This window comes from Micromonospora sp. NPDC005413, assembly GCF_040606435.1.
GTDB lineage: Bacteria > Actinomycetota > Actinomycetes > Mycobacteriales > Micromonosporaceae > Micromonospora.
This window is the reverse complement of the sequence record NZ_JBEXEV010000009.1, coordinates 19,928-32,758: the sequence shown is the minus strand read 5'-3', so window position 1 is coordinate 32,758 and position 12,831 is coordinate 19,928. Positions and strand designations below refer to the sequence as shown.

The window sequence follows — 12,831 nt, the reverse complement described above, 5'->3', positions numbered from 1 at the left end:
CGCTGACCCTAACCGAGTCTGGCACTGCTGTCCCTACCTGTTTGACCGGTCCCCGCCTACCGGATCAGTGCCCTCCGTCGATGACGTGCGCGGGGTCACCATTGCGTCGTTGAGCGATATCCACAGGCTGCCGAGATCCTGAACACAGCCCGTCATCCACAGGCTCACACCCGCTCTCACGCGCTGTTTCACGTGAAACAGGGGGTGCCTGTGGACAAAGGGTGTGGATAACTTTTCGGCCCTTCGGTCGTTGTCAGCGAACCGCTGAACCGACCGGTGGATGACTCCCCACCGTCGGGTGTTTGGACGTGGTCGAACTGTCGCGCCTGGAGCTGCGAGCCGGCCCGCACCTCAGGGAAAGAGGCGGGACGGTGACCGCAGCGTCTGATCGACGTTCAGAGCGACTTCGGGCGCGCAGTGCGTCGGGGATGGCTGCGAAGACGCTTCAGCACGGATGCCATGAGCCTCCCCAGCCATGTCTGGCCAGCCACGGTCGTGCGGCCCTGCCCTTTGCTCTACGTCGGTGAAGGACACGCCCCGGTGGGCCCGGGCCGTGGCGGCCTGCCACGCACCTGGCCGCCGCTGGGCGCATGCTCCCTGTCGGCGCGGTCGCTGGCATGGACCGCAGGAGGCGCGAATGCTCACGGCTCAGCGGACGCCAGCGGAATGCGGACCACGGCATTCCGGGTCAGGCGAGGTGGGTACGCCGGCGATCGCCGGTTTCCGCACCCGCCGTCCAGGGGTTGGCTGGAGGAGCGGGGCCATGCAGTCACAGCGACGGCCGGCACTCGGGATCCGCCGACGGCGGACAGGAAGGCGCGGACGGCGGACGGCCGGCATGAAGGGCGGCGGCGGCGGCGGGCGGCGGGCGGCGGGCGGCGGCGGGCGGCGGGCGGCGGGCGGCCGGCGGCGGGCGGCGGGCGGCGGCGGCGGGCGGCGGGCGGCGGGCGGCGGCGGCGGGCGGCGGGCGGCGGCGGCGGGCGGCGGGCGGCGGCGGCGGGCGATTGGCGGTTCGACTGTCTCGCAGACGCAACGTGAAGGCCTCGGCCTGGTCTGGCCGACCACAACCACCCTCTACGGTTTCCGGGGCCGCAGCGGCCCGCTGGGCGGCCTGCAAGGGGTACTCATGGTCATCCCCAGTCGGCGGGTGCACCGCATCCGTTGAAGACCTCTGTTTCACGTGAAACCGACCCGGTCGCGCGCAGTGGGCCTGAGCGAGTCGGCTGCGACGCCCGGCTGGAGTTCACAGAGCCCCGACCGAGCGCGAAGCGGCTTCGCTGTTTCACGTGAAACGCGACGAGCGGGAATGCAGAACGGCCGCGCTACCCGGAGGGGTGCGCGGCCGTAAGCGAAAGAGAGGGCTCAGTCCCCGCTCTCCTCCTGCTGCACTCCGATGATTCCCACGATGCGCTCAAGGTCGTCCACCGTCGCGAACTCAATCGTGATCTTGCCCTTGCTCCGACCGATGTCCACCTTCACCCGGGTGTCGAACCGGTCGGACAGCCGATCGGCGAGATCGGTCAGGGCTGGCGCGTGCGCCTTCGGTCGCCGCTTGGCGGCCGAACCATTCGCCGGCCCATCGTTCAGGGCCAGGGCCACGATCTCCTCGGTTGCCCGAACCGACAGGCCCTCGGCCACGATCCGCAACGCCAACTGCTCCTGCGCCTCCGCCTCGTCGAGGCTCAGCAGAGCGCGGGCGTGGCCCGCCGACAGGATCCCCGCAGCGACCCGGCGCTGGACCTGGGCCGGCAGGTTCAACAGCCGGATCGTGTTGGAGATCTGCGGACGGCTCCGGCCGATCCGCCGGGCCAACTCCTCGTGGGTGGCCCCGAACTCCTCCAGCAGCTGCTGGTAGGCGGCGGCCTCTTCCAGGGGGTTCAGGTTGGCCCGGTGGATGTTCTCCAGGAGGGCGTCGCGGAGCATGGCGTCATCACGGGTATCCCGGATAATCGCCGGGATATTCTCCCGCCCCACCGCCTGGGCGGCCCGCCAACGCCTCTCGCCCATGACCAGTTCGTACTTCTCGCCGTCGAGCTGCCGGACGACGATGGGCTGAAGAAAGCCGACCTCCTGGATCGAGGTCTTGAGCTCCTCCAGCGCATCCTCGTCGAAGACCTGGCGAGGCTGCTTCGGGTTGGGCAGGATCGCGTCGACCGGGATCTCGGCGAATCGGGCTCCGGGTACCGGACTGAGCGTGGGCTCCGGCTCGTGGGCTGGCGCCCCGACGGACAGCACGGGGACGGCGGCGGCGACCGCATCGTCCACGTACTCGTTCTCCGGTTCGGCCGTCATGGTGCCGGCGGCACTCGGCGCCGGCCCGGTCGGGATCAGAGCCCCCAGGCCCTTACCCAGACCGCCCCGAGGACGGTTCTTCATGCCACGCCTCCCAGCAACTCGTCCGCACTACGCATTCCGGCCCACCGGCTCCTTGACGCCCCGCTCGGCGATCTCCTGGGCGGCTTCGAAGTAACTCGTCGCCCCCCGCGAACCGGGATCGTAGGTCATCACCGACTGGCCGTAGCTGGGTGCCTCGGAGACCCGGACGTTGCGGGGGATGACCGCCTGGAGAACCTTGTCGCCAAAGTGGTTCCGGACGTCCTGCTCGACGGCGTCGGCCAACCGGGTACGGCGGTCGTACATGGTCAGCAGGATGGTGGAGACATCGAGCTTCGGGTTGAGGTGTTGGCGCACCAGGTTGATGTTGTTGATCAGCTGGTTGAGCCCTTCCAGCGCGTAGTACTCGCACTGGATCGGAATCAGCACCTCCTGCGCGGCAACCAGGGCGTTGACCGTGAGCAAACCGAGCGAGGGCGGGCAGTCGATGAAGACGTAGTCGAACTCGCCCGGGTAGGCGGTGATCGCCCGGTCCAGGCGCGACTCCCGTGCCACGACCGACACCAGCTCGATCTCCGCACCGGCCAGGTCGATGGTCGCGGGTACGCACCACAGGTTGGGGATGCCCTCGACCGCCTGCGCCACCTCGGCCAGTGGCACGCTGTTGATCAGGCAGTCGTAGACGTCCGGGATGCCGGTGTGGTGCGGGACGTTGAGCCCGGTCGAGGCATTGCCCTGCGGGTCGAGGTCCACCACGAGCACCCGGTTGCCGTGCAGGGCGAGCGCCACCGCAAGGTTGACGGTGGTGGTGGTCTTACCCACGCCGCCCTTCTGGTTGGCGACGCACATGACCCGTGTCCGGTCCGGCCGAGGCATGATCACCTCGCCACTGGGATTCAGGATCTGCACGGCGCGCATCGCCTCCATAGCCAACGGTGGGTCATCCTCTTCGCGCGTCGGGGTTTCACGTGAAACGTACGTGGGATCGGCCGCCACGGCGGCCAGCGACTCGGTCGAAGCGACCGGCGCGGCGTCGATCACCGGTGCGGCGTCGCGAGCAACCGCCGCGGTGGGTTGGTGCGGGACCGCAGGCTCGAACCGAACCGCCGCGGCGGTGTTGCGTCGACCTGAGGTCAGCCGCACCTCTGCGGCGTTGACCGGTCGGCTCAACCCCTCCGGCGTCCGACGAACAGTCGTCGGCTCCGGGGTGGCTGATCCCTCCGGCTGCCCCGAGCCCGCAGGATCGTCGCGAACTGCCGGCGGATCGCCGTCCGCAGGCCCGGTCGCGCCGGGCGACCAGCTCGGGTAGTCGGTTTCACGTGAAACGGGATCGCTGGTTGACCCGGTCACGCGTGGATCGTCGTACCTGCCGTCGTCATGCACCTGTCATCCCTGCCCGCTTCGGATGGTCGGTCCGCGCCCCGGTCAACTTGGCCGTACCCACGCTCGCAACCCGGAGCGTACGGCCCCTCGGGAGCGGTCGGAGACCTTGCGACGTCCGCCGCCCGCTCCACACTATCGACGCGCGGTCAGCCTACGGCGGACGGGCGCGGCCGGTCCACGTCGGGTTGTCATCTCCTCGTACATCCGTACCGGTACAACGAGGCAACCCACCGGCCGGAAGCCCGATGGCGCAAAGTGTCAGCGTCGGCGGGAGCGTCCGTCACGGGGGCGCTTGTTGGCCGCCGGGCGCGCAGGGCCAACCATCCGCTCGCGCACGATCTCCACGACGGTGGCGGGCGGATCGATCACTCCGATGCCGCAGAGGTGCACCGCCGGCTCGCCGCCACCGAGTCGCGTCACCACCTCGGCGTGCTCCTCGATCTCCGCTGCGGCGGACGAACCCTTGAGCGCCAGCAGACGGCCACCACGAACCGCCAGTGGCAGGCACCAACCCGCCAGTCGATCCAGTGGCGCGACCGCCCGGGAGGTCACCACCTCTCCGCTGATCGGTTCCCGACCACTCGATCCGGTGGCCGCCTCGTCGGCACGACCGCGGAACACCCGCACCGACCTGGTCAGGCCGAGTCGCTCGACGACCTCGATCAGGAACGACGTCCGTCGGGCGAGGGGCTCGATCAGGGTGACCGTGAGGTCCGGGCGCGCGATGGCCAGGACCAGACCCGGTAGACCGGCGCCGGCGCCGACGTCGAGCACGGTCGCGCCGGACGGGATCCGCTCGGCGACCGCAGCACAGTTGAGCAGGTGCCGATCCCAGATGCGGGGTGCCTCCCGGGGGCCGATCAGACCGCGGACCACCCCGTCGGTGGCCAACAGCTCGGCGTACGCGGCGGCCACGTCGAGACGTTCGCCGAAGAGGGTCAGTGCGGCCGGCGCCAACTCGGGTGGCAGCGCCGCGTCGGCTGGCGACGGGGCAGTGTCGTGTCGAGGTGAGTCGACGTCAGCATCGGGGCTGGCGGGCCGGACAGCGGACGGCCCGGGCGGCGTGCCGCCCGGGCCGGTCACGGCATCGGCCGTGATGTCGTCGTGGGTCACCCGGTCAGTCCGCCGGCCGTACGACGATGCGCCGGTTCGGCTCCACACCCTCGGATTCGCTCGCCACTCCAGACATGGCGTTGACCACGTCGTGCACGCACTTGCGCTCGAACGCGGACATCGCGTCCAGCCGGACCGGCTCGCCGTACTCCTTGACCTTCTCGACGGCGTTCTTGGCGACCGCGGCGAGTTCCTTGCGGCGGTTCGCCCGGTAGCCGCCGACGTCGAGCAGCAGGCGGCTCGGCGTTCCGGTCTGCCGGAAGACGGCGAGGCGGGTCAGCTCCTGGAGCGCCTCCAGGGTGGCCCCACGCTGGCCGACCAGATTCTGCAGCCGCTCGCCAACCACCTCGACCATCGGGCGACCGGCGGCGACCAGCTCGTCGATGTCGCCGTCGTAGTCGAGGATGTCCAGCAGCCCTTCGACGTAGTCGGCCGCGATCTCGCTCTGCCGGAACAGGTCGCCCTCGCTCACAGCCTTCTTGACCCGGGTACCGGCGGCGGTATCGGTGTCGTCGGCCTCCGCGTCGTCAGCCTCAACGTCGTCGGCCTCGGTGTCGTCGCCGTCCACCGCGAGCGTCGCGGTCTCCTCCTCGTCCAGGGACTGCTCGGCGTGGGGGATGCTGGTCTCGGTCACGGTCTCATCTCCGTACTCGGTCGGCCGGACCGTCGGGTCCGACTGGTTTCCCGGGGCCGGCGGGAGGTCGCCGGTGCCCACGGGCACGTCTGTACGGGCAGTCTCGCCCGTGGCCGCGCGGTGCGCGGTCGGTTCCGCCCGGCGCCGGCCGTACGGCGGCTGCACAGTGCGGAACGGGCCGCCGCCGGTCACCCGGCGACGGCCCTTACAGGTCAGCCCTGCCGCTTGGCGGGCCGGCTCTTCTTCGGGTTGTTCATCGGCTTGGCGCCCGGCTTCGGCCCGGCCACCTTGGGCGCGGTCGCCTTGACCGGCGCCGGCGGGGCCGACTTGCCACGACCGAACAGGCCACCGGACTTGGCGGGCTGCACCGGGTTGCGGGTGGCGGCGGGGGCGACGGCCTTCTTGGCGGTCACCGGCGGCGGGAACTTCCGCAGCACCCACTGCTGCTGGCCGAGGGTGAAGAGGTTGTTGGTGACCCAGTAGATGATCACGCCGATCGGGAAGATCGCACCGGAGATCAGCAGCGACGCGGGGATGCCGTAGAGCATCAGTCGCTGGATCATCCGCTGCTGCGGGTCCTCGGCCCAGCCGGTCTTGAGGATCATCTGACGGCTGGTCAGGTAGGTGGTCGCGATCATGACCAGAACCAGGATGCCGGCAATGATCTTGACGGTGCTGCCGTTGGCGCCCAGGCTCGCCAGTTCGTCGGCCGTGGAGCCGAACTTGCCGGCGATCGGGGCGGTGAAGAGCTTCGCCTGCGAGGCGCTCTGGAACTGGTCGACGGTCCAGCCGTAGAGGGTCTTGTTCTGCTTGTCCGGGTCGAGGCGGCGCAGCACGTGGAAGAGGCCCAGAAAGACCGGGATCTGAAGGAACATCGGAAGGCAACCCATCAGCGGGTTGGCCTTCTCCTTCTTGTAGAGCTCCATCATTTCTTTCTGGAGCGTCTCCCGGTCACCCTTGTGCTTCTCCTGAAGCTCCTTGACCTTGGGCTGGAGCGCCTGCATCGCACGCTGCGACTTGATCTGCTTGACGAAGACCGGGAACAGGATCACCCGGACGGTGACCACCAGGAAGACGATGGACAGGATCCAGGCGAAGTTGGTGCCGAGCACCGCGCCGACCGGCACCCCGATGGCGTCCCAGGCAGAGTGCCAGGTCAGCAGGATCCACGAAATCGCGTAGTAGATCCAGTCGAGACTCAGACTCAATTCGGGGCTCCAGTCACATCAGTGCGGCGGCGGCCGCCCGGCTCCGGCACCGGGTCATATCCACCAGGGTGAAAGGGGTGGCAACGCAACAGTCGCCGGACCGCCAGCACGGCTCCCCGGAGCGCGCCGTGCCGAACGACAGCCTCCTGGGCGTACGCACTGCACGACGGGTAGAACCGACAGCGGGCCGGCAGTGCCGGACTTATCCACCGACGGTACGCGATGATGGGCGCGATCAGCACCTTGGCACCGGTTGTCGGCGGGCGCGTGCTGGTCTGGTCGCTGTCGCTCATCGGGACCGCCGCTCGCGGGGCGATCGGGCGACCGCGATGGCGGCGTCCAGGTCCGTGGCGAGCCGGGGGTAGGACGCCTCCGCCGCTGCGGGAAGCGCCCGGACGACCAGGGTGCTGCCGGCCGGCAGGTCGATCAACCGTTCCCGGACCAGTGCCCGCAGTCGGCGCCGAACCCGGTTGCGGGTCACCGCGTTGCCGACAGCCTTGGACACGACGAAGCCGGCGCGGGACGGCACGGAGAACTGCTCCGCACCATCGTCCCGCACCGGCTCCGGCGAGGTCGGTGTGCTGGGTTCGACGGTCACCGGCACGGTCAGGTGGACCACGACGACGCCACGTCCGGCGCGTCGGCCACCGCGAACCGCTGCGGCGAAGTCAGTGCTGCGCCGCAGTCGCTGCGCGGCTGCCAGCACGACTGCCCACGTCCCCTGGACCGGCCCGATCGGCTCAGGCCGACAGGGTGGTGCGACCCTTGGCGCGACGGCTCGAAAGGATGGCACGGCCGGCACGGGTGCGCATGCGCAGCCGGAAGCCGTGGGTCTTCGCGCGCCGGCGGTTGTTCGGCTGGTAGGTGCGCTTGCTCACGTCAGGCTCTCCGTTTTCGTACGCGCCCCGCGCGACGGGATCGCCGGGGTCGTGTGGTGGTCCAGGACACCTCAGCGGTGGCCCACGATCGGTGCTGTCCGGTGGAGCGGGACCTCGGCGATGCGGGGATGCGACCGCGGACAGCAAGCACCCATCACCCTAGCAGAGGGCGAGAAAGCAGCCGTTCCAGCCTACGCAGGGGGGCAATGACCGTCAAACACCCCGAGCAGCGGATAACGGGACGCGCCCGAGGCCGAAGGGCGGTTTTCGCTGATGCCGACAAGGGCGTCGCCGCGTCGCCGGTTGATGGCGCAGGGACAACGCTGTTACCGTGCCCGATTGCGGTGAGCGTCGGAAGCTCCGGTCGTCGCACAGGCAAGACCGGACCAGGTAGTGAATCGTTCGGCACGGTGAACCCGCTTCAGCGCCCGTTCAGGCAGGGGCAGGTCGCACCCGCGTCCGGCGGCGGCCACAATCGGTCGGTACACAGGCTGTGGATAACTTGTGGATGACCACCGGTCGATCGTCCGGGTGGGTGTTGTTTCACCCGCGAACGCGGCGGGCCCGGGACGGCCGGCTGGCAGACAGCGGCGGCCGGGAGCAGAGGCGAGGGGGTGGCACGACGGTGGCCGGTACGACCGACCTTGCCGCGGTGTGGTTAGCGGCGACCGACGAGCTCGCCGACGAGATCATCTCCGCTCAGCAGCGTGCCTATCTCCGACTGACCCGCCTGCGGGCGATCGTCGAGGACACCGCGCTTCTCTCCGTCCCGGACGCGTTCACCCGGGACGTGATCGAGTCACGGCTGCGCCCGGCGATCACCGAGGCGCTCACCCGCCGGCTCGGCCGGCCGATCCAGGTCGCGGTCACCGTCCGGGTCGCCGAGGACGCCACGGGCCGACCGGCCGGCACCGTCTACCGCAGCGCCCCGGAGACCGGGCCGCTCGACGTCGAGGGACCGGCCGCCGCACCGTTCGACGACGACCAGGGCCTTCGGCCGACGGCCGACGCGTTGATCCCTGAGCAACCACATACGGCGCGTATGCCCGAGCCGGCCGCGCCACCCGCACCCGCGGGTCCGCCACTCACGGCGACCGCTGACGGACATCGTTCGGGGCTGATCCCGGCCAGCAGGGACGGGCAGGAGGCGCTGTTCAGCGCCTCCTTCGCGGAGCCGATGCGGTCGACCCGCCCGGGGCCGGACCGACGCGGCTACGACGAGCAGGCCGCTCGCCTGGACCCACCCGGCCCGGACACCCGGCCCTACGAGCCCCGCTATCGGGAAGACCCTTCGTCGCCGCGCGACCAGCACGTGATCCGCGCGCTGCCCCGGGACAGCGGAACGGACAGCGGCCCCGGCCGTAGCGGAGTGGACCACCGGACGGGTGGCCGTGACGACCGCCGGCTGCCCGGTGCCGACACCGGGGGCAACCGACTCAACCCGAAGTACATGTTCGAGACGTTCGTCATCGGCTCGTCCAACCGGTTCGCGCACGCGGCGAGCGTGGCGGTGGCGGAGTCACCGGCGAAGGCGTACAACCCGCTCTTCATCTACGGTCACTCCGGGCTGGGCAAGACCCACCTGCTGCACGCCATCGGGCACTACGCCACGACACTCGGCAACGCCCGCTCGGTCCGGTACGTCTCGACCGAGGAGTTCACCAACGACTTCATCAACTCGCTCCGGGACGACAAGACCAGCGCGTTCCAGCGGCGCTACCGCGACGTCGACATCCTGCTGATCGACGACATCCAGTTCCTGGAGAACCGCGAGCGCACGCAGGAGGAGTTCTTCCACACCTTCAACACCCTGCACAACGCCAACAAGCAGATCGTGATCACCTCCGACCGGTCGCCACGCCAGCTCGCCACCCTTGAGGACCGGATGCGAACCCGGTTCGAGTGGGGGCTGCTGGCCGACATCCAGCCGCCGGACCTGGAGACCCGGATCGCGATCCTGCAGAAGAAGGCGGCGCAGGAGCGGATGTACGCCCCGCCGGACGTGCTGGAGTTCATCGCCTCCCGGGTGTCGAACTCCATCCGGGAACTGGAGGGCGCGCTGATCCGCGTGACCGCGTTCGCCAGTCTGACCCGGTCGACCGTCGAGCTGTCACTGGCCGAGGAGGTCCTCCGGGACTTCATGCCCGACGGCGCCGGGCCGGAGATCAACGCCGACCAGATCATGGCCTCGACCGCTGACTACTTCGGGGTGAGCCTGGAGGACCTGCGCGGTCAGTCCAGGTCCCGGGTGCTCGTCAACGCCCGGCAGGTGGCCATGTACCTGTGTCGGGAGTTGACCGAGCTGTCGCTGCCCCGGATCGGGCAGGCCTTCGGTGGCCGGGACCACACCACGGTGATGCACGCCGACCGGAAGATCCGTCAGCAGATGGCGGAGCGCCGCTCGCTCTACAACCAGATCGCCGAGCTGACCAACCGGATCAAGCAGAACAGCTGAGGGGTACGCCAGCGCCGTCGTGACGGCACGCAGCCCGGGACACGCCCGGCCGGATCTCCGGTCGGGCGTTCTTTTTTGGTCCCTCAGCTTGACTCTCGACATGGTGTAGACCACAGCATCGAAGCCGTGACCGCCTCGACTCCCACTCGTTGTCCACAGCTCGTTGTCCACCGTCGGTGGATAACTACGGTCCGTCCTTCGCCGGTTACCCACAGGCTGTGGAGAAACCCTGTGGACGAGCCTGTGGACGCCTAGGGACAACCGCCACGTTTTCCACCGATGGCCGTCGACCTGTGTACGAGCTGTTGAAGGTTCTGGGGATGACGGCAATGGTGATCTTCATCGTCATCCACAGGCATGGGGAGAAAGTCGGTGGATTACCGGTGGACAACCGGTGGACAACGGTGGACAACCGGCCGCCGCGACCGGGCTGTGGACACGCAAGCCAGTTTGACCCCCGGTTCTCCACAGCTAAATCACCGGTGGATAACCTGTCTGAGCTGCGCAGACCCGAGTTTTCCACAGTTTGCACAGGTGCGATGAAGACGATGGGTTATCTCTTCTAAGAGAACAAAAACCAATAATCACCGTTGGGCTTTCTGTGGATCGGGCCGAACGCTGCCGGATCAGCCGGTCAGCACCGACACGATCCATGGGGTCGGGCGCACAGCCGATGCCCCCGCGCCCTAAGGTGCGATGGGTACCCGCACGGTTGGGCGGGACGGTAGGCAGCGGTCGGCATGAGAGAGTTGTCGCTGACGTCGACGCGGAGGCATTGATGAAGTTCCGAGTAGAGCGCGACGCGCTCGCCGAGGCCGTGGCGTGGACCGCGAAGAGCCTGCCCAACCGGCCATCCGTACCGGTGCTTGCCGGGGTGATGCTCCGTGTCACCGACGGCAACCTGCGGGTGTCCGGGTTCGACTACGAGGTCTCCAGCCAGGTGACCGTCGAGGTGCAGGGTGACGCCGACGGCGCCGCACTCGTCTCCGGCCGCCTGCTCGCCGAGATCACCAAGGCATTGCCGGCCAAGCCGGTGGACATCGCCGCGGTCGGCGCCCACCTCGAGCTGGTGTGCGGCAGCGCCCGGTTCACCCTGCCCACCATGCCGGTGGAGGATTACCCCGCGCTGCCCGAGATGCCGCAGAGCGCCGGCACGGTCGACGCCGCAGCGTTCGCCACCGCGGTCGCCCAGGTGGCCATCGCGGCCGGCCGCGACGAGACGCTGCCGATGATGACCGGCGTGCGCGTCGAGCTCTCCGGCAACATGCTGTCGATGCTCGCCACCGACCGTTACCGGCTGGCCCTGCGTGAGATCCAGTGGCGTCCGGACGACCCCGAGGTGAGCATCAACGCCCTGGTGCCGGCCCGCACCCTGAACGACACCGCCAAGGCCCTCGGCCCGCTGGGCGGCGAGGTCACGCTCGCTCTCGCCCAGGGCGCTGCGGGTGAGGGCATGGTCGGCCTGGCCGGCGGCACCCGGCGCACCACCAGCCGCCTGCTCGACGGCGCCAACTACCCGCCGGTGCGTTCGCTCTTCCCGGCCACTCACAACGCCGAGGCCCGGGTGCCGGTCAGCACCCTGATCGAGGTGGTCAAGCGGGTCGCGCTGGTCGCCGAGCGGACCACCCCGGTGCTGCTCAGCTTCAGCGCGGACGGCCTGGTGGTCGAGGCCGGCGGTTCCGAGGAGGCGCGCGCCAGCGAGGCGATGGAGGCCACCTTCACCGGCGACGCGCTGACCATCGGGTTCAACCCGCAGTACCTCATCGACGGCCTGGCCAACCTGGGTTCCCAGACCGCTGTGCTCTCGTTCGTCGACGCCTTCAAGCCGGCGGTGATCTCCCCCGCCGGGGAGGACGGCGAGGTCATTCCGGGGTATCGGTACCTCATCATGCCGATTCGCGTATCCCGCTGATCGCGCCCAGCACCACCCAGATCCACGGAGGTAGAAACACATGCAGCTCGGCCTTGTAGGACTCGGCCGTATGGGCGGCAACATGCGGGAGCGGTTGCGTGCGGCAGGCCACGAGGTGGTCGGCTTCGACCACAACGCCCAGCTGAGCGACGTCGCGACCATCGCGGATCTGGCGGACAAGCTCGAGTCGCCGCGTGCGGTCTGGGTCATGGTGCCCGCCGGTGTCACCGACGCCACCATCGACGAGCTCGCCGGGGTGCTCGGTGCGGGCGACATCATCATCGACGGTGGCAACTCGCGCTTCAGCGACGACGCCCCGCGAGCCGAGCGGCTCAACGAGCTGGGCATCGGCTACATCGACGTCGGCGTCTCCGGCGGTGTCTGGGGCCGGCAGAACGGCTATGGGCTGATGGTCGGCGGCGCCCAGGAGCACGTCGACCGGCTGATGCCGATCTTCAACGCGCTCAAGCCGGAGGGCGAGTTCGGCTTCGTGCACGCCGGGCCGGTCGGTGCCGGGCACTACTCGAAGATGGTGCACAACGGCATCGAGTACGGCCTGATGCACGCCTACGCCGAGGGCTACGAGCTGATGGCCGCCTCCGAGCTGGTGACCAACGTGCCGGGCGTCATCAAGTCCTGGCGGGAGGGCACCGTCGTCCGCTCCTGGCTGCTCGACCTGCTGGACCGGGCGCTCGACGAGGACCCGGAGCTGGCCGACCTGAGCGGCTACACCGAGGACACCGGCGAGGGCCGGTGGACGGTCGACGAGGCGGTCCGGCTGGCCGTGCCGCTGAACGTCATCACCGCGTCGCTGTTCGCCCGGTTCGCCTCGCGGCAGGACGACTCGCCCGCCATGAAGGCCGTCGCCGCGCTGCGCCAGCAGTTCGGCGGCCACGCCGTCCACAAGCGCTGAG

At 69.5% G+C, this 12,831-nt stretch carries 12 protein-coding genes; 4 read left to right on the top strand and 8 right to left on the bottom strand.

What is annotated here, in order from left to right:
• Positions 1-838: 838 nt before the first annotated feature.
• Positions 839-1,165 carry a hypothetical protein gene (locus ABZS37_RS13085; protein ID WP_355168497.1) on the top strand — a complete coding sequence of 109 codons (327 nt, stop codon included), beginning with the start codon at positions 839-841 and terminating at the stop codon, positions 1,163-1,165.
• Positions 1,166-1,362: 197 nt separating this feature from the next.
• Here the strand turns inward: ABZS37_RS13085 and ABZS37_RS13080 are convergent, their stop codons facing one another.
• From ABZS37_RS13080 to rpmH, 8 genes are all read right to left on the bottom strand, one after another.
• Positions 1,363-2,376 (bottom strand): ParB/RepB/Spo0J family partition protein, encoded by a 1,014-nt coding sequence (locus ABZS37_RS13080; protein WP_355168495.1) that lies wholly within the window; start codon positions 2,374-2,376, stop codon positions 1,363-1,365.
• A 27-nt stretch (positions 2,377-2,403) separates the two neighbouring features.
• Entirely contained in the window at positions 2,404-3,717 is a 1,314-nt protein-coding gene (locus ABZS37_RS13075; RefSeq protein WP_355168493.1) for an AAA family ATPase, read from the bottom strand.
• Positions 3,718-3,975: 258 nt separating this feature from the next.
• Complete coding sequence (rsmG, locus tag ABZS37_RS13070) at positions 3,976-4,830, bottom strand: 16S rRNA (guanine(527)-N(7))-methyltransferase RsmG (protein ID WP_355168491.1); 855 nt, start codon at positions 4,828-4,830, stop codon at positions 3,976-3,978.
• Between the two features lie 4 nt (positions 4,831-4,834).
• Positions 4,835-5,464 carry a R3H domain-containing nucleic acid-binding protein gene (locus ABZS37_RS13065; RefSeq protein ID WP_355168489.1) on the bottom strand — a complete coding sequence of 210 codons (630 nt, stop codon included), beginning with the start codon at positions 5,462-5,464 and terminating at the stop codon, positions 4,835-4,837.
• A 212-nt stretch (positions 5,465-5,676) separates the two neighbouring features.
• Positions 5,677-6,666 (bottom strand): membrane protein insertase YidC, encoded by a 990-nt coding sequence (gene yidC, locus ABZS37_RS13060; RefSeq protein WP_355168737.1) that lies wholly within the window; start codon positions 6,664-6,666, stop codon positions 5,677-5,679.
• Between the two features lie 2 nt (positions 6,667-6,668).
• Positions 6,669-6,965: a membrane protein insertion efficiency factor YidD gene (yidD, locus tag ABZS37_RS13055; RefSeq protein WP_355168487.1), complete on the bottom strand. Its 297-nt coding sequence runs from the start codon at positions 6,963-6,965 to the stop codon at positions 6,669-6,671.
• Positions 6,962-7,378 (bottom strand): ribonuclease P protein component, encoded by a 417-nt coding sequence (gene rnpA / locus ABZS37_RS13050; RefSeq protein WP_355168485.1) that lies wholly within the window; start codon positions 7,376-7,378, stop codon positions 6,962-6,964. Before rnpA ends, yidD begins: the two co-directional genes overlap by 4 nt.
• A gap of 34 nt (positions 7,379-7,412) precedes the next feature.
• Positions 7,413-7,550, bottom strand: a complete 138-nt coding sequence (rpmH, locus tag ABZS37_RS13045; RefSeq protein ID WP_007453904.1) for a 50S ribosomal protein L34 — start codon at positions 7,548-7,550, stop codon at positions 7,413-7,415.
• Positions 7,551-8,175: 625 nt separating this feature from the next.
• Here rpmH and dnaA point away from each other — a divergent pair.
• From dnaA to gnd, 3 genes are all read left to right on the top strand, one after another.
• Positions 8,176-10,005, top strand: coding sequence for a chromosomal replication initiator protein DnaA (gene dnaA, locus ABZS37_RS13040; RefSeq protein ID WP_355168483.1), 1,830 nt, complete (start codon positions 8,176-8,178; stop codon positions 10,003-10,005).
• Between the two features lie 778 nt (positions 10,006-10,783).
• Positions 10,784-11,917, top strand: coding sequence for a DNA polymerase III subunit beta (gene dnaN / locus ABZS37_RS13035; RefSeq protein ID WP_355168481.1), 1,134 nt, complete (start codon positions 10,784-10,786; stop codon positions 11,915-11,917).
• Between the two features lie 40 nt (positions 11,918-11,957).
• Positions 11,958-12,830 carry a phosphogluconate dehydrogenase (NAD(+)-dependent, decarboxylating) gene (gnd, locus tag ABZS37_RS13030; RefSeq protein WP_355168479.1) on the top strand — a complete coding sequence of 291 codons (873 nt, stop codon included), beginning with the start codon at positions 11,958-11,960 and terminating at the stop codon, positions 12,828-12,830.
• The last annotated feature ends 1 nt before the right edge of the window (position 12,831 follow it).